The sequence below is a fragment of the Streptomyces sp. T39 genome, assembly GCF_008042045.1.
In the GTDB taxonomy this organism is placed as follows: Bacteria; Actinomycetota; Actinomycetes; order Streptomycetales; family Streptomycetaceae; genus Streptomyces.
This window is the reverse complement of record NZ_RDBP01000012.1, coordinates 3,486,519-3,503,021: the sequence shown is the minus strand read 5'-3', so window position 1 is coordinate 3,503,021 and position 16,503 is coordinate 3,486,519. Positions and strand designations below refer to the sequence as shown.

The following is a 16,503-nucleotide window of genomic DNA, read 5'->3' as shown; positions in this document are numbered from 1 at the left end:
GGTCCGGCGGGTACGTCGCCGGCCGAAGGAGCGTGCCCGTCCTTCACCAGGGTGATGCCGCCCACGTGTTGCTCCCCTCGTCGCCCTGCGCGGGGTCATTCTTCGCATCGGGGAGGAAGTCGGAGCAACTCGGGCGGGAGGGCGTCAGGCGCCGCAACAGGGCCCCGCGGGGGCGCACTTGGGGCGCTCATCAGGGGCTTTCCCGTGGTGCGGCGCGCGGGGGGCGCGTGCTCGCACCACGGGGAAGACCACCCGATCCGGTGAGCCGCGGCGGCGGGCGGGCCGCCGCGGACCGGACCGGCGATCCATATGCCTACGCCTTCTCCACCTGGCCGGCGAGGTTGGCGAGCAGGGCGTCGTAGATCCGCGCGAGGCCCTTCGGGGCGAAGGTCCGCTCGAAGAAGCCGCCGACGCCGCCGGCGCCGTTCCACACCGTGGTGACGACGGCGCGGGAGGCGCCCTCGCCCGCCGGGGTGACCCGCCAGGTGGTGACCATCGAGGAGTTGCGGTCCTTCTCGACGAGTTCGCCGTCGGTGGGCTCGGTGACCTCCAGCAGGCAGTCACGGATGCGCTTGCTGGTGGCCTGGAGCTTCCAGTGGACGAGGGTGCCCTCGCCGTCGCCTCCCTCGCGGACCTCGTACTCGCTGAAGTGCTCGGGCAGGATCTTCGCGCGGGTGCCCTCGTAGTCGGCCAGGGCATCGAACACCGTCTCGGCGTCCGCCTGGATGATCCGTTCCGTCGTGGCCTCGACCTGCGCCATTCCTAACTCCTCCAGCACTCGCTCCAGCGGGACGCGCCCAGCCAACCACCTCGGGCACCGCCCCCCAAAATCCGGCTTGCATGGATCATGGGAACAGGTGTTCTATTCAGGGGAACCACGGGGCAGCGGCGACGAGGAGGCACCCGATGCGCTGGGACAATCTGGCCGAGGACCCGGCGACGAGCGGGGACTCCGCCCTCTTCGGCACCTCCGCGGTGACGACCCGCACCTTCGACACCCCGGAGTTCCGGGGCATCACCTTCCACGAGGTCCGGGCGCGTTCCATCCTCAACCGGGTGCCCGGGGCGTCGCGCATGCCGTTCGAGTGGACGGTCAACCCCTACCGGGGCTGCACCCACGCGTGTGTGTACTGCTTCGCCCGCCGGACCCACAGCTATCTGGACCTCGACACCGGGCTCGGCTTCGACTCCCAGATCGTGGTGAAGGTCAACGCGCCGGAACTGCTGCGCCGCCAGCTCGCCTCGCGCCGCTGGCAGGGCGCCCATGTGGCGATGGGCACCAACGTCGACTGCTACCAGCGGGCCGAGGGCCGTTACCGGCTCATGCCGGGCATCCTCCAGGCACTGCGGGACCACGCCAACCCCTTCTCGGTGCTCACCAAGGGCACACTGATCCTGCGCGACCTCGACCTGCTGCGGCAGGCCGCCGACGTCACCGACGTCGGCGTCTCGGTGTCCGTCGGCTTCACCGACCCGGAGCTTTGGCGCACCGTGGAGCCCGGGACGCCCTCCCCCGAACGCCGGCTCGGCGTCGTCCGCGCCCTGACCGACGCCGGGATCGGCTGCGGGGTGCTGATGGCCCCGGTGATCCCCTTCCTCGGCGACCGGCCGGAGCAGCTGCGCGCCACCGTCCGCGCCGTCGCCGCCGCCGGCGCCACCTCCGTGACCCCGCTCGTGCTGCATCTGCGGCCCGGGGCCCGCGAGTGGTTCATGACCTGGCTGCACGCCCACCACCCGCACCTGGTGGAACGCTACGAGCGGATGTACGCCGAGGGCGCGTACGCCCCCACCTGGTACCAGCGCCGCATCACCCGCCAGGTGCACGAGCTGGCGGCCGAGTACGGCATCGGCCCCGCCTCGCCGCGCAACCGCCGCGCCCTGCCGGAACCCGCCGCGCCGGCGGCCCCTCCCGCCCCGGAGCCGACCCAGCTGACACTGCTCTGACGGCTCGTTGCGTAGCGTGAGAGGAGTCCGGCGGGCAGTGTGGCGTCCGGTACCGGAAGGGGAGGGGCGCGGGGCGATGACGGTGAAGGTGCGGGACATGACCGACGGCGACCGGGAGGCGGTCGCCGCGATCCGCGTCGGCGGGCGGCGTCATGCGTACGCCGGCCTGCTGCCCCAGTCGCATCTGGACTTCATGGACGCGGCGGCGGACGCCCCCCGGCGGCACGCGGGTCTCGCGGGCACCGCCGGCACGGTGAACGTCGTCGCCGAGCAGCACGGCGACGTGATCGGGTGGGCCTGCTACGGCCCCTCCCGCGCTCCGGACGCGACCGCCGACGGGTGCGAGCTGTACGCGATCTACGTGCTCCCGGAGCGGATATCGTCCGGCGTCGGGCACGCCCTGATGGCCGAGGTCACCGGGCGCGCCCGCGCGAAGGGCTTCGTCCGCATGGAGCTGTGGGTCCTCAAGGAGAACGCCCGCGCCCGGCGCTTCTACGAGCGCGCCGGCTTCCTCCCGGACGGCACGGAGGAACCGTTCGAGGTGGACGGCACCCGCGTCCCCGAGGTCCGCTACACCCGCCGCCTGGCCTGACCCGCCGGCGGCGCACCGCCCGGCGGCCGACGGGCGCCCGGCCCGGCTCGCCGGCGCAGACCCCGGCGCCCGGAGAAGCTCAGCCGGTCCCGGCCCCGGCCCCGGGGACGGTGGTGTGCGCCGTGCGGTCCGCGCGGACGGTCAGCACCGCCGTCACCCACAGGGAGACCGCCGAGCCCAGTCCGACGACCGCGCGCACACCCTCCGCCGAGCCACCGGTGAGTGCGAGGACCAGTCCCGCGGCGCCGACGAGGCAGAGCAGTGCCGCCGGCAGCCGCAGCCGGGGCTGGTCGAAGGCCGAGGCGAGCGGTACGAAGTGCAGACCCACCACCAGGGCGATCAGCGGCGGGATCAACTCCGGCGCCCCCGCCCGCCCGCAGCCCACCGCGACGACGGCGATCAGCAGCCACTGCACCCCGTTCACCTGGGCGAAGCGGCGTCGTTTCGCCGGCGGCAGCGGCCCCCCGGCCGACACCGGCAGCAGTCGCCACGCGGCGTACATCAGCGCCGCCGCCACGGCACAGCCCGCGACGGCGCCGATCACGCCCGCCGTCGCGCCGAACCCGCCGATCCCCAGGAACCACCAGCCGGCGCCGAACAGCGCCAGGAACCCCACCCCTGATCTGAACATGATCGAACCCTGAGCGCCCGGGCCGCACCCGTCAACTCCCTTGCGGGGAGGCCCTTGCGTCCAGCCGGGCCAGTGCGGCCGACGCAGCCGCCGAGAGCCTCGGATGCGCCACCGAGGAGGCGAGGACCGCGCGGGCCCGGGGATCGCCGAGGGCGCCCAGGCCCTCCACGCAGGCGAGGGCCAGGCGCCAGTGCGGGTCGCCGGGGACGAGCCGGCGGCCGAGGACGGTGATCAGGGCGGGAGCCGACTCGGGGGCGCGCAGCCGGATGAGCAGCCGGACCGGCACCAGGGCGTAGGCGACCCGCAGTTCGTTGGTGGCGAGCGCGGCGGCGGCGCGCGGCGTGCGCGCGTCCCCGAGCTCGTACAGCGCGTGCGCGGCGCCGACGCAGCGGTCGGGGTCGCGGTGGTTGAGGAGCAGCACCAGGGACTCGAAGGCGCGGCCGTCACCGGCGCAGCCGAGCCGGTAGGCGGCGATCTCCCGGGCCCACAGGGGGCGTTCGCGCGCGGTGAGCTCTGCGGCGAGTTCGTCGCGGTCGGCGGTGACGAGCAGCCGCTCGAAGGCGGCGCCGCCGCCGGACTCGCGGCGCAGACGGTGTGCGAGCGACCGTAACTCCTCGTCCATGGTTGTCAGGGTATCGGCGGTGCGCACCGTTTCGGGGCGGGATCCAGATCACAGCGGCGCGCACCGCACGGGGGCTGGCGCGCTCGTTACTCGCCGGTTAGTCTCAGGTGAGCGGGTACCCCCCGCGTTCCGCGGCGGCCTGGTGACGCAGCCGCCCGCGGGAGCAGTCGGTTCGGCCGTTGCGCCGTGCAGTACGACGAGACGTGGGACAGCGTCCGTCGCCCTTGTGAATGCCCCATGCGAACCCCTGGGTGCCGCCCTCGCGGCGGGACCCGTGGCGGTCTTGCGAGCGCATCGTCGCGCGACCCCCGCCCGCCCGGCGTCCTCACGCCCGTCCGGCACCGTCCGCGCTCCCTCATCAGTCGTCACTCATCCCTGGAGTCCCGTGATGGACACCCCTCTGCACACCATCGCCGTCGTCGGTCTCGGCACCATGGGCGCCGGCATCGCCGAGGTGCTCGCCCGCGCCGGCCGCGAGGTCGTCGGCATCGACGTCAGCGAGGCCGCGGCCCGCCGTGCCACCTCCGCCCTGGAGGCGTCCACCGCCCGCGCCGTGGAGCGCGGCCGGCTCACCGAGGAGGAGCGCCGCACGACGCTCGCCCGGTTCCGCACCTTCGCCGACCTCCAGGCCGCCGCCGACGCCGATCTCGTCATCGAGGTCGTGCCCGAGTCCTACGAGATCAAGCAGCAGGTCTTCCGCGACCTGGACGCGATCGTCCGCCCCGACACGATCCTCGCCACCGGCACCAACGCCCTGTCGGTGACCCGCCTGGCGGCCGAGTCCCAGCACCCGGAGCGCGTGCTGGGCCTGCACTTCTTCAACCCGGCGCCTGCGATGAAGCTGGTCGAGGTGGTCTCCTCGGTGCTGACCTCGCCGCCGGCGGTCGAGACCGTCACCGCGCTCGCCCGAGACCTGGGCAAGGAGCCGGTCGCGGTCGGCGACCGGCCGGGATTCGTCGCGGACGGCCTGCTGTTCGGCTACCTGAACCAGGCCGCGGCGATGTACGAGTCCCGCTACGCGTCCCGCGAGGACATCGACGCGGCGATGCGGCTGGGCTGCGGCCTGCCGATGGGACCGCTCGCGCTGCTCGACCTGATCGGCATCGACACCGCCCGCACGGTCCTGGAGGCCATGTACGCCGCCTCCCACGACCGGCTGCACGCCCCCGCGCCGATCCTGGGCCAGCTCAGCGAGGCGGGGCTGACCGGCCGGAAGGCGGGCCGCGGCTTCTACACCTACGCGGAGCCCGGCTCCACCGAAGTGGTGGCCGACGCGCTGACGCCCCGGCCGGCCGCCGGCGCCGCGGGCGGGCGTGCCGTCTCCTCGGTCGGCGTGGCCGGTTCGGGCACCATGGCCAGCGGCATCGCGGAGGTCTTCGCCAAGGCGGGCTACGACGTGGTCCTGGCGGCCCGCAGCCAGGAGAAGGCGGAGAACGCCAAGGCCCGGATCACGACGTCGCTGGGCCGCTCGGTCAGCAAGGGCAGGATGACCCAGGAGGCGTGCGACGCCACGCTGGCCCGGATCACGCCGGCCGGTTCGCTGGACTCCTTCGCCGATGTCGACCTGGCCGTGGAGGCCGTCGCCGAGGACCTGGAGATCAAGCAGCAGCTGTTCCGCACCCTGGACAAGGTCTGCAAGGCCGGCGCGGTGCTGGCCACCACGACGTCCTCGCTGCCGGTCGTCGCCTGCGCCCGTGCCACCTCGCGTCCCGAGGACGTGATCGGCATGCACTTCTTCAACCCGGCGCCCGCGATGAAGCTGGTGGAGATCGTCCGCACGGTGCTGACGTCCGACGACGTGCACGCGACCGTCCGCGAGGTCACCGAGAAGATCCGCAAGCACCCGGTGGACTGCGGCGACCGTGCCGGTTTCATCGTGAACGCGCTGCTCTTCCCGTACCTCAACAACGCGATCAAGATGGTCGAGGAGCACTACGCGACCCTCGACGACATCGACGCCGCCATGAAGCTGGGCGGCGGGTACCCGATGGGGCCGTTCGAACTGCTCGACGTGGTCGGCCTCGACGTCTCGCTGGCCATCGAGAAGGTGCTGCACCGCGAGTTCCGCGACCCGGGGCTCGCCCCGGCCCCGCTGCTGGAGCACCTGGTGGCGGCGGGCTGCCTCGGCCGCAAGACGGGTCGCGGCTTCCGCGAATATGCCCGCCGCTGATGCCTCGGCGGGGTGGGGCGGGCTGCTCGGTCCGGGCGGCCCGTCCCCTTCCCCGGCGGACGAGGGGTGCGACCCGCGGGCGCACACGGACGCCGGCATGGAGTACGTTCAAGTCATGCCGCAGCCTGCCGATCCGTCCCGACGCCCCCTTCGCGCCGGTTCCGTCCCCGATGCCACGGAGAGCGCCGCGGGTTCGAAAGCCGCCGCCCAGCGCCTGAAGATGCGCCGTGAACTGGCCGCTGCGGCCATGGAGTTGTTCGCCACCAAGGGGTACGAGGCGACGACGGTCGACGAGATCGCCGCCGCGGCCGGGGTGGCACGGCGCACCTTCTTCCGCCACTTCCGTTCCAAGGAGGAGGCGATCTTCCCGGACCACGACGACACCCTGGTCCGGGCGGAGGCGGTGCTGAACGCGGCGCCGCCGCACGAGCACCCCCTGGACACGGTGTGCCGCGGCATCAAGGAGGTCATGCGGATGTACGCGTCCGCCCCCTCCGTCTCCGTCGAGCGCTACCGGCTGACCCGTGAGGTGCCGACGCTGCGCGAGCGCGAGATCGCCTCGGTGGCCCGCTACGAGCGCCTGTTCACGCGCTACCTCCTGGGCCACTTCGACGAGCGGGACCACCACGACGGCAACGACGACCCCCTGCTGGCCGAGGTGGCCGCCTCCGCGGTGGTCACGGCGCACAACCATGTGCTGCGGCGCTGGCTGCGGGGCGGCGGGCAGGGCGACGTGGAGGCGCAGCTGGACCACGCCTTCGCCATCGTGCGGGACACCTTCGGCAGCGGCATAGGGGCGGGCCGCAAGGCCGGGCACACCACCGCGGCGGTCGTGGACGCGCCGGTCGCCGCACGGGCCGAGGGCGAGGTCCTGGTGGCGGTGGCCCGGACGGACGCGCCGCTGAGCGAGGTCATGCGCACGATCGAGAAGGCCCTCAAGGAGGCCTGAGCGGCCCCGGCGCCCTTCCGGCCGCCGCACGGCGACCACCCGCCCCGGGACACCGGGCGAGTGACAGGCGAAGACCGCCCGATCCGGGCGGTCTTCGCCATTTTTGCGACCCGATTCGATCGATCATCGCTCATATGTGTCCAGTGGATTGCATCTGAGAGAAATTCTTGGCACGGAGTGTCTTGCCACCTGGCACGGCGTGCCATACGTTGAAGGAGTCCGGGCGGCCGGCGTGCAGAGCACACTCGTACGCCGGCTGTCCCAGCAGCCCCCGGCCGCTCCGCCCGGACGCCTGCGTCACAGGCACCTCCCGTCGCGCCCACAGGCGCCGCAGAAGCAGCTCCATCCGCCGAACCGACGGCACACCTCCACATCGAGCACCACCCCGACGTACCCCTCAGCGTCCCCGCAGGACGCTTCCCGCCGGAGGCAACACCGTGAAGGAAATCCTGGACGCGATCCAGTCGCCGGACAGCACGTCCGCCGACTTCGCCGCTCTGAAGCTCCCCGAGTCCTACCGCGCGATCACCGTGCACAAGGACGAGACGGAGATGTTCGCCGGCCTCGAGACCCGGGAGAAGGACCCCCGCAAGTCGATCCACCTGGACGACGTGCCGGTGCCGGAGCTCGGCCCGGGCGAGGCCCTGGTGGCCGTCATGGCCAGCTCGGTCAACTACAACTCCGTGTGGACCTCGATCTTCGAGCCGCTGTCCACCTTCGGCTTCCTGGAGCGCTACGGACGGCTGTCCGAGCTCACCAAGCGCCACGACCTCCCGTACCACGTCATCGGCTCCGACCTCGCGGGCGTCGTCCTGCGCACCGGTCCCGGCGTCAACGCCTGGAACCCGGGCGACGAGGTCGTCGCGCACTGTCTGTCGGTCGAGCTGGAGTCCTCGGACGGCCACAACGACACGATGCTCGACCCCGAGCAGCGCATCTGGGGCTTCGAGACCAACTTCGGCGGCCTGGCCGAGATCGCGCTCGTCAAGTCCAACCAGCTGATGCCGAAGCCGCGGCACCTCAGCTGGGAGGAGGCCGCCGCCCCCGGCCTGGTCAACTCCACCGCCTACCGGCAGCTGGTCTCCCGCAACGGCGCCGGCATGAAGCAGGGCGACAACGTGCTCATCTGGGGCGCGAGCGGCGGACTCGGCTCCTACGCCACGCAGTTCGCGCTCGCGGGCGGCGCCAACCCGATCTGCGTCGTCTCCAGCGAGCAGAAGGCGGACATCTGCCGCTCGATGGGCGCCGAGGCGATCATCGACCGCAGCGCCGAGGGCTACAAGTTCTGGAAGGACGAGCGCACCCAGGACCCGAAGGAGTGGAAGCGCTTCGGCAAGCGCATCCGCGAGTTCACCGGCGGCGAGGACATCGACATCGTCTTCGAGCACCCCGGCCGCGAGACCTTCGGCGCCAGCGTGTACGTCACCCGCAAGGGCGGCACGATCACCACCTGCGCCTCCACCTCGGGCTACATGCACGAGTACGACAACCGGTACCTGTGGATGTCGCTCAAGCGGATCATCGGCTCGCACTTCGCCAACTACCGCGAGGCGTGGGAGGCCAACCGCCTCATCGCCAAGGGCAAGATCCACCCGACGCTGTCCAAGGTCTACTCCCTGGAGGACACCGGCCAGGCCGCGTACGACGTGCACCGCAACCTCCACCAGGGCAAGGTCGGCGTGCTCGCCCTCGCCCCCGAGGAGGGTCTCGGCGTCAAGGACCCGGAGATGCGCGCGAAGCACCTCGACGCGATCAACCGCTTCCGGAACGTCTGAGGGCTGAGGTCCGTCCATGACTGAGCGCAAGAAGGACCGGCCCTGGCTCATGCGGACGTACGCCGGTCACTCGACCGCCGAGGCGTCCAACGAGCTGTACCGGCGCAACCTCGCCAAGGGCCAGACGGGTCTGTCGGTCGCCTTCGACCTGCCGACGCAGACCGGATACGACCCCGACCACGTCCTCGCCCGCGGCGAGGTCGGCCGGGTCGGCGTGCCGGTCTCCCATCTGGGCGACATGCGCCGGCTGTTCCAGGACATCCCCCTGGAGCAGATGAACACCTCGATGACCATCAACGCGACGGCCATGTGGCTGCTGGCGCTGTACCAGGTGGTCGCCGAGGAACAGGGTGCGGACGTCACCAGGCTCCAGGGCACCACCCAGAACGACATCGTCAAGGAGTACCTGTCGCGCGGGACGCACGTCTTCCCGCCCGGTCCTTCGCTGCGCCTGACCACCGACATGATCACGTACACGGTGGCCCGGATCCCGAAGTGGAACCCGATCAACATCTGCAGCTACCACCTGCAGGAGGCCGGGGCCACGCCCGTGCAGGAGATCGCGTACGCGATGTCCACCGCGATCGCGGTGCTCGACGCCGTACGCGACTCCGGCCAGGTGCCGGCCGAGAAGTTCGGCGACGTGGTGGCCCGGATCTCGTTCTTCGTGAACGCGGGCGTCCGCTTCGTCGAGGAGATGTGCAAGATGCGCGCCTTCGGCCGCATCTGGGACCAGGTCACCCGCGAGCGCTACGGCGTCGAGAACGAGAAGCAGCGCCGCTTCCGCTACGGCGTCCAGGTCAACTCGCTCGGCCTCACCGAGGCCCAGCCGGAGAACAACGTCCAGCGCATCGTGCTGGAGATGCTCGCCGTCACCCTCTCCAAGGACGCCCGCGCCCGCGCCGTGCAGCTGCCCGCCTGGAACGAGGCGCTGGGCCTGCCCCGGCCCTGGGACCAGCAGTGGTCGCTGCGCATCCAGCAGGTGCTGGCGCACGAGAGCGACCTGCTGGAGTACGAGGACATCTTCGCGGGCTCGCACGTGATCGAGGCCAAGGTCGGCGCCCTCGTCGACGAGTGCCTCGCCGAGATCGGGCGGATCCAGGAGATGGGCGGCGCGATGGCCGCCGTCGAGTCCGGCTACCTCAAGTCGCAGCTGGTCTCCTCGCACGCCGAGCGGCGGGCGCGGATCGAGGCGGGCGACGAGAAGATCGTCGGCGTCAACATCTTCGAGACGACGGAGGAGAACCCGCTCACCGCCGACCTCGACACGGCCATCATGACCGTCGACCCGGCGAACGAGGCCCGGGTCGTGGCCAAGCTGCACGAGTGGCGCGCGGCCCGGGACGAGGCCCGCGCGGCCGAGTCCCTCGCGGCCCTGAAGAAGGCCGCGGCGGGCACCGAGAACCTGATGGCGGCCACCGTCGAGTGTGCGCGTGCGGGCGTCACCACCGGCGAGTGGGCCTGGGCGCTGCGTGACGTCTTCGGCGAGTTCCGTGCGCCGACGGGCGTCAGCAGCGCCCCGGTGGCGGTCACCGCGGAGGCGGGCACACCGCTCGCGGTCGTCCGCGGGAAGGTGGCGCGCACCGCCGACGAGCTCGGCGCCGGCCGGCTGCGCCTGCTGGTCGGCAAGCCCGGCCTCGACGGGCACTCCAACGGGGCCGAGCAGATCGCCGTGCGGGCGCGCGACGCCGGGTTCGAGGTCGTCTACCAGGGCATCCGGCTCACCCCGGAGCAGATCGTCTCCGCCGCCCTCGCGGAGGACGTCCACTGCGTGGGCCTGTCGATCCTTTCCGGCTCCCATGCGGAGCTGGTGCCCGACGTGCTGGAGCGGCTGCGCGACGCGGGCGCCCCGGACATCCCGGTGATCGTGGGCGGCATCATCCCGAACGCGGACGCCGCCCAGCTGAAGGAAGCGGGAGTGGCCGCCGTCTTCACCCCGAAGGACTTCGGCATCACGGAGATCATCGGCCGTATCGTCGACGTGATCCGTCAAGCCAACAAGCTCAGCCCCCTTGAAAGTACGGAGGTCCCCGCATGAGCACGCCCGTGCACCCGGTCAACCGTCTCCGGCCGCGCCGTTCCTGCCTGGCGGTGCCCGGGTCGAACCCGCGGTTCCTGGAGAAGGCCCAGGGCCTGCCGGCCGACCAGGTCTTCCTCGACCTGGAGGACGCCTGCGCCCCGCTCGCCAAGCCGGACGCCCGGCACACCATCGTCAAGTTCCTCAACGAGGGCGACTGGACGGGCAAGACGCGGGTGGTCCGCGTCAACGACTGGACCACCGAGTGGACCTACCGCGACGTCGTCACCGTCGTCGAGGGCGCCGGGCAGAACCTCGACTGCATCATGCTGCCGAAGGTGCAGACCGCCGAGCAGGTCGTCGCGCTCGACCTGCTGCTCACCCAGATCGAGAAGACGATGGGCCTCGAGCTGGGGAAGATCGGCATCGAGGCGCAGATCGAGAACGCCCAGGGCCTCAACAACGTGAACGCCATCGCGCAGGCCTCGCCGCGTGTGGAGACCATCATCTTCGGCCCGGCCGACTTCATGGCCTCCATCAACATGAAGTCCCTGGTCGTCGGCGAGCAGCCGCCCGGCTACCCCGCCGACGCCTACCACTACATCCTGATGAAGATCCTGATGGCCGCCCGCGCCAACAACCTCCAGGCGATCGACGGCCCCTACCTCCAGATCCGCAACGTCGACGGCTACCGCGAGGTCGCGCAGCGCGCCGCGGCGCTCGGCTTCGACGGCAAGTGGGTGCTGCACCCCGGCCAGGTGGACGCGTCGAACGAGATCTTCTCGCCCTCCCAGGAGGACTACGACCACGCCGAGCTGATCCTGGACGCGTACGACTACTACACGTCCGAGGCCGGCGGCAAGAAGGGCTCGGCCATGCTCGGCGACGAGATGATCGACGAGGCCAGCCGCAAGATGGCCCTGGTCATCTCCGGCAAGGGGCGCGCCGCGGGCATGAAGCGCACCACCGCGTTCGAGATCCCGGAGGCCTGAGCCATGCAGTTCGGACGCACCTACGAGGAGTTCGAGGTCGGCGCGGTCTACAAGCACTGGCCCGGGAAGACGGTCACGGAGTACGACGACCATCTCTTCTGTCTCCTGACGATGAACCACCACCCCCTCCACATGGACGTCAACTATGCGGAGAACACCACGGACTTCGGCAGGAACGTCGTGGTGGGCAACTACATCTACTCGCTGCTGCTCGGCATGTCCGTGCCGGACGTCTCCGGAAAGGCCATCGCCAACCTGGAGATCGAGTCGCTGCGCCACGTGGCGCCGACCTTCCACGGCGACACGATCTACGGCGAGACCACGGTCCTCGACAAGACCCCGTCGAAGTCGAAGAACGACCGCGGCATCGTCCACGTCGAGACCAAGGGCTACAAGCAGGACGGCACCCTCGTCTGCGTCTTCCGGCGCAAGGTGATGGTCCCGACCGAGACGTACATCAAGGAGCGCGGCGGCGAGCAGCCGGGCCGCCCGGAACTCAAGTCGCAGGAGAAGTAGTCATGGCCCGACTCGCCCAGACCGCAGGTCTGACCGATGTCCAGCAGGAGATCCTCTCCACCGTCCGGGACTTCGTCGACAAGGAGATCATCCCGGTCGCGACGGAGCTGGAGCACAAGGACGAGTACCCCCAGGAGATCGTCGACGGTCTCAAGGAGCTCGGCCTGTTCGGGCTGATGATCCCGGAGGAGTACGGCGGCCTGGGTGAGTCCCTTCTCACATACGCGCTGTGCGTGGAGGAGATCGCCCGCGGCTGGATGTCCGTCTCGGGCATCATCAACACGCACTTCATCGTGGCGTACATGCTCAAGCAGCACGGCACCCAGGAGCAGAAGGACACCTTCCTGCCCCGGATGGCGCTGGGCGAGGTGCGTGGCGCGTTCTCGATGTCGGAGCCGGCGCTCGGCTCGGACGTGTCGGCCATCACCTCCAAGGGCGTCAAGGACGGCGACGAGTACGTCCTGAACGGCCAGAAGATGTGGCTGACGAACGGCGGCACGTCGACTCTGGTGGCCGTGCTGTGCCGGAGTGACGAAGGACACCCCGAGGGCACCGCGCCCCACAAGTCGATGACGACCTTCCTCGTCGAGAAGGAGCCGGGCTTCGGTGAGGTCCGCCCGGGCCTGACCATTCCGGGGAAGATCGACAAGATGGGCTACAAGGGCGTCGACACGACCGAGCTCATCATGGACGGACTGCGCATTCCGGCGAATCGGGTGCTCGGCGGGGTCACCGGCCGAGGGTTTTACCAAATGATGGACGGCGTGGAGGTCGGCCGGGTCAACGTCGCGGCACGTGGCTGCGGTGTCGCGCAGCGTGCTTTCGAACTGGGTGTCTCCTATGCCCAGCAACGTCATACTTTCGGCAAGCCGATCGCCGCGCACCAGGCGATTCAGTTCAAGTTGGCCGAGATGGCCACCAAGGTCGAGGCCGCCCATGCGATGATGGTGAACGCGGCACGCAAAAAGGACTCCGGGGAGCGAAACGACCTGGAGGCAGGGATGGCGAAGTACCTCGCCTCCGAGTACTGCAAGGAAGTCGTCGAGGACGCCTTCCGCATCCACGGCGGCTACGGCTTCTCCAAGGAGTACGAGATCGAGCGCCTCTACCGTGAGGCTCCGATGCTGCTGATCGGCGAAGGTACCGCCGAAATCCAGAAAATGATCATTGGCCGTCGGCTGCTCGAGGAGTACCGGTCGCAGGGGTGATTGTCGCTTTTAGGCCGGTTACGGCCGGAAGATGATCACACCCTGTCATCATCTTCCGGCCGTCGACTCGGCTTCTGGCTTTCCCAGTTGCGGGTCGTAACCGATAACATCGACGGAAAGCCGCCGTCCCCCGTTGCCAGCGCGGCATCATCCGCTACGAAGGTCATCCATGCCCCACAGCCAAACCTCTGCACATCGCGACAGCCTCCGTGGCGTGCGTATCGCTCGCGGAGCATCGCCGTGGCTCCTGCCGACCGTCGCCACCGCTGCCCTCAGCCTGGCCCGCTCCCGCCGTTCGCGGCGGGCCGCGACCGTGGCCGTGCCCGCCACCGCACTCGCTGCGGGCATGCTGTGGTTCTTCCGCGACCCCGAGCGCGAGATCGCTCAGGGCCGGGTCGTCTCGCCCGCCGACGGGGTGGTGCAGAGCATCATGCCGTGGAAGGACGGACGCACCCGGGTCGCGATCTTCATGAGCCCGCTCAACGTCCACGTGAACCGCGCGCCGCTGGCCGGCACCGTCACGTCCGTCGAGCACGTGCCCGGTGGCTTCGTCCCCGCGTTCAACAAGGAGAGCGAGAACAACGAGCGCGTTGTCTGGCACTTCGACACCGAACTCGGCGACATCGAGATGGTGCAGATCGCCGGCGCGGTCGCGCGGCGCATCGTGCCCTACATCCCTCAGGGCACCAAGGTCGAGCAGGGTGAGCGCATCGGTCTGATCCGCTTCGGCTCGCGAGTCGACATCTACCTCCCGGAGGGTGTGGACGTCGCCGTCGAGGTCGGACAGACCACGACCGCGGGGGTGACTCGCATTGACCGTGATTGATCCCGACACACAGGCGTCGAACTGGGCCGACGACGAGGACGACGACGCGGAGGAGATGCCGCTCAGTCTGAGGCTGTCGATAGCGGACACCCTCACCCTGGGCAACGCGACGTGCGGATTCATGGCGGTGTACTTCACCACCACCGGAATCCTCATCCCGCACCTCCAGGGCAGCCAGGAGACGGGCATGGCGCGGCACAGCGCCGCGACCGCCGTCATCCTGATGCTGCTGGCCGCGATCTTCGACCTCTGCGACGGACTCGTGGCCCGCAAGCTGCGGTCCTCGCCGATGGGCGCGGAGCTGGACAACCTCTCCGACCTGATCAGCTTCGGGCTGGCCCCCGCGTACTTCGTGCTGGTCTACGGCATGGTCGCGGACGACGCCCACCAGCGGGTCTCGGCCGTGGCCGCGATCGTGGTGCTGCTGGCGGTGGTGCTGCGGCTTGCGCGGTTCTCGTGCGTGTCCGTGAAGGACGGCATGTTCCAGGGCATGCCGAGCCCCTTCGGAGCGCTCACGGTCGTCTCGATCGTGCTGCTGGAGCTGCCGTTCATCCCGACCCTGCTGGCGATCATCGGCACGGCGTGGCTGATGGTCAGCCGGGTCGAGTACCCGAAGCCGCGGGGCGTCCTCGCGGTGGCGATGCTCGGCTGGATCGTGGCGGCGATGGGCATGCTGGCGGCCTGGGCGTTCGACGCGCCCGGCGGCGAGGTGCTCCTGCAGATGGGCTGCGCACTCCAGATCGTGATGGCGGCGACGATCCCCCTCTTCGCGACCGCCCGCCGTGTGAACACCTTCCGGGACAACCGGCGCGAGAACCGCGAGGCGCGGGCCGCCCAGCTGCCGTAACGGCCGCGGGGCGTCCCCCCGGACACCCGGCGAGGGCCCCGGACACCGGCACGGTGTCCGGGGCCCTCGTCCGTGGGCGCGTGCGCACCGCCCGCCCACAGCCCGAAGGGCCCCCGACGAGGACGTCGGGGGCCCTTCGGGCTGTCGCACCAGGCGCCGGGGTCAGGCCAGGAAGTCCCGGGCGATGTCCGCCGACACGCGCTCCAGCAGCGGGCCGGCCTCGGCCATCGAGACCGCCGGGTCCGGTTCGAGGGACGCCAGCGCGTAGGCGCGGCGGATACCGGCGCGGCCCAGCGCCTCGGCCGGCAGCGCGAGACGGCCGCAGACGGCGACGACCTCGACGCCCCGGGCCCTGGCGGCGGCCGCGACACCGGCGGGGGCCTTGCCGTGCAGGGTCTGCTCGTCCAGGGAACCCTCCCCGGTGATCACGAGGGTCGCCTTCTCCAGGGCGGCCTCGAAGCCGAGCACGTCGAGCATGACCTCGATCCCCGGCCGGAAGCGGGCGCCGAGGGCGACCAGCGCCCCGTAGCCGATGCCGCCCGCCGCGCCGGCGCCGGGGGCCTCGGCGCACTCGGCAGCCGACGGGCCGATCACGCTGTGGAGGACCTGCGCGTAGTGGGCGAGCGCCGCGTCGAGGGCGGCGACGTCGTCGGGGGTGGCGCCCTTCTGCGGCCCGTACACCGCGGGGGCGCCCTTGGGCCCCGTCAGCGGATTGTCCACGTCGCTGGCGAGGACCAGGTCGACGCCGGCGAAGCGGCCGTCCAGCCCGGAGAGGTCCGCCGTCGCCAGACCGGCCAGTCCCCCGCCGCCGCGCGCCACCGGCTTGCCGTCGGCGTCGAGGAAACGGGCCCCGAGGGCCTCCAGCATGCCCGCGCCGCCGTCGGTGGTCGCACTGCCGCCGACCCCGAAGACGATCGTGGTCGCCCCGGCGTCGAGCGCGGCCCGCAGCAGCTCGCCGGAGCCGTACGTGGTGGCCGTCAGCGGCGCGAAGGTGTCCCGCGGCAGGTGCTGGAGACCGGAGGCCTCCGCCATCTCCACCACGGCCGTGCCGTCGCGCAGGGCGTACGCGGCGGTGACCGGGTCGCCGAGCGGACCGGCCACCCGGACCTCACGCCGCTCGAAGCCCGCGGCGACGGCCGCGGCGACGGTGCCGTCGCCGCCGTCGGCCACCGGCAGCGTCTCGACCTCCAGGCCGGGAACGACCTGCCGGAGTCCGGCGGTCACCCGCTGGGCGACCTGCACGGCCGTCAGCGAGCCCTTGAACTTGTCGGCCGCCACGAGAACACGCGCCGACCGAGAAACTGCTCCGTCCGTCACTCTGGTATCCCTTGCTCATCGAACAGGCAGTCGCGCCGCCCCGACCCTATCCGCAGCTCAGGCCACCGGCCACCCCCCTCTCGCCCAGCGATACGCC

The 16,503-nt window shown here is 71.1% G+C and carries 15 protein-coding genes; 11 read left to right on the top strand and 4 right to left on the bottom strand.

Annotated features, from left to right (window positions below; translation table 11 throughout):
• Positions 1-313 precede the first annotated feature (313 nt).
• A complete protein-coding gene (locus tag EAO77_RS16895) occupies positions 314-760 on the bottom strand; it encodes an SRPBCC family protein (RefSeq protein WP_147988779.1) in 447 nt (148 codons plus the stop codon).
• Positions 761-906: 146 nt separating this feature from the next.
• Here EAO77_RS16895 and EAO77_RS16890 point away from each other — a divergent pair, with 146 nt between their 5' ends.
• Together EAO77_RS16890 and EAO77_RS16885 are read left to right on the top strand one after the other, a co-directional pair.
• Positions 907-1,944 carry an Rv2578c family radical SAM protein gene (locus EAO77_RS16890; RefSeq protein ID WP_147988778.1) on the top strand — a complete coding sequence of 346 codons (1,038 nt, stop codon included), beginning with the start codon at positions 907-909 and terminating at the stop codon, positions 1,942-1,944.
• Positions 1,945-2,041: 97 nt separating this feature from the next.
• Positions 2,042-2,536, top strand: a complete 495-nt coding sequence (locus EAO77_RS16885) for a GNAT family N-acetyltransferase (RefSeq protein ID WP_261993938.1) — start codon at positions 2,042-2,044, stop codon at positions 2,534-2,536.
• Positions 2,537-2,615: 79 nt separating this feature from the next.
• Here EAO77_RS16885 and EAO77_RS16880 read toward each other — a convergent pair whose 3' ends face one another.
• Together EAO77_RS16880 and EAO77_RS16875 are read right to left on the bottom strand one after the other, a co-directional pair.
• Positions 2,616-3,167 (bottom strand): hypothetical protein, encoded by a 552-nt coding sequence (locus EAO77_RS16880; RefSeq protein ID WP_147988776.1) that lies wholly within the window; start codon positions 3,165-3,167, stop codon positions 2,616-2,618.
• 31 nt (positions 3,168-3,198) lie between these two features.
• Positions 3,199-3,789 (bottom strand): HEAT repeat domain-containing protein, encoded by a 591-nt coding sequence (locus tag EAO77_RS16875; protein WP_147988775.1) that lies wholly within the window; start codon positions 3,787-3,789, stop codon positions 3,199-3,201.
• A 388-nt stretch (positions 3,790-4,177) separates the two neighbouring features.
• Here EAO77_RS16875 and EAO77_RS16870 point away from each other — a divergent pair, with 388 nt between their 5' ends.
• The 9 genes from EAO77_RS16870 to pssA all read left to right on the top strand — a co-directional run bounded on the left by EAO77_RS16870 (position 4,178) and on the right by pssA (position 15,089).
• Positions 4,178-5,959 carry a 3-hydroxyacyl-CoA dehydrogenase family protein gene (locus EAO77_RS16870; protein WP_147988774.1) on the top strand — a complete coding sequence of 594 codons (1,782 nt, stop codon included), beginning with the start codon at positions 4,178-4,180 and terminating at the stop codon, positions 5,957-5,959.
• A 97-nt stretch (positions 5,960-6,056) separates the two neighbouring features.
• Positions 6,057-6,908: a TetR family transcriptional regulator gene (locus EAO77_RS16865; RefSeq protein ID WP_187283233.1), complete on the top strand. Its 852-nt coding sequence runs from the start codon at positions 6,057-6,059 to the stop codon at positions 6,906-6,908.
• A 437-nt stretch (positions 6,909-7,345) separates the two neighbouring features.
• On the top strand, positions 7,346-8,683 hold the full coding sequence (ccrA, locus tag EAO77_RS16860) for a crotonyl-CoA carboxylase/reductase (protein ID WP_147988772.1): 1,338 nt from the start codon (positions 7,346-7,348) through the stop codon (positions 8,681-8,683).
• 16 nt (positions 8,684-8,699) lie between these two features.
• Complete coding sequence (locus EAO77_RS16855) at positions 8,700-10,721, top strand: protein meaA (protein ID WP_147988771.1); 2,022 nt, start codon at positions 8,700-8,702, stop codon at positions 10,719-10,721.
• Positions 10,718-11,692, top strand: coding sequence for an HpcH/HpaI aldolase/citrate lyase family protein (locus EAO77_RS16850; RefSeq protein ID WP_147988770.1), 975 nt, complete (start codon positions 10,718-10,720; stop codon positions 11,690-11,692). The genes EAO77_RS16855 and EAO77_RS16850 overlap by 4 nt, the downstream gene beginning before the upstream one ends.
• 3 nt (positions 11,693-11,695) lie before the next feature.
• Entirely contained in the window at positions 11,696-12,208 is a 513-nt protein-coding gene (locus tag EAO77_RS16845; RefSeq protein WP_147988769.1) for a MaoC family dehydratase, read from the top strand.
• 2 nt (positions 12,209-12,210) lie between these two features.
• A complete protein-coding gene (locus tag EAO77_RS16840; RefSeq protein ID WP_147988768.1) occupies positions 12,211-13,416 on the top strand; it encodes an acyl-CoA dehydrogenase family protein in 1,206 nt (401 codons plus the stop codon).
• Positions 13,417-13,585: 169 nt separating this feature from the next.
• Positions 13,586-14,242: a phosphatidylserine decarboxylase gene (locus EAO77_RS16835; RefSeq protein WP_147988767.1), complete on the top strand. Its 657-nt coding sequence runs from the start codon at positions 13,586-13,588 to the stop codon at positions 14,240-14,242.
• Entirely contained in the window at positions 14,235-15,089 is an 855-nt protein-coding gene (gene pssA, locus EAO77_RS16830) for a CDP-diacylglycerol--serine O-phosphatidyltransferase (RefSeq protein ID WP_147989183.1), read from the top strand. The genes EAO77_RS16835 and pssA overlap by 8 nt, the downstream gene beginning before the upstream one ends.
• Positions 15,090-15,251: 162 nt before the next feature.
• Here pssA and EAO77_RS16825 read toward each other — a convergent pair whose 3' ends face one another.
• A complete protein-coding gene (locus tag EAO77_RS16825; protein WP_147988766.1) occupies positions 15,252-16,406 on the bottom strand; it encodes a glycerate kinase in 1,155 nt (384 codons plus the stop codon).
• Positions 16,407-16,503 lie beyond the last annotated feature (97 nt).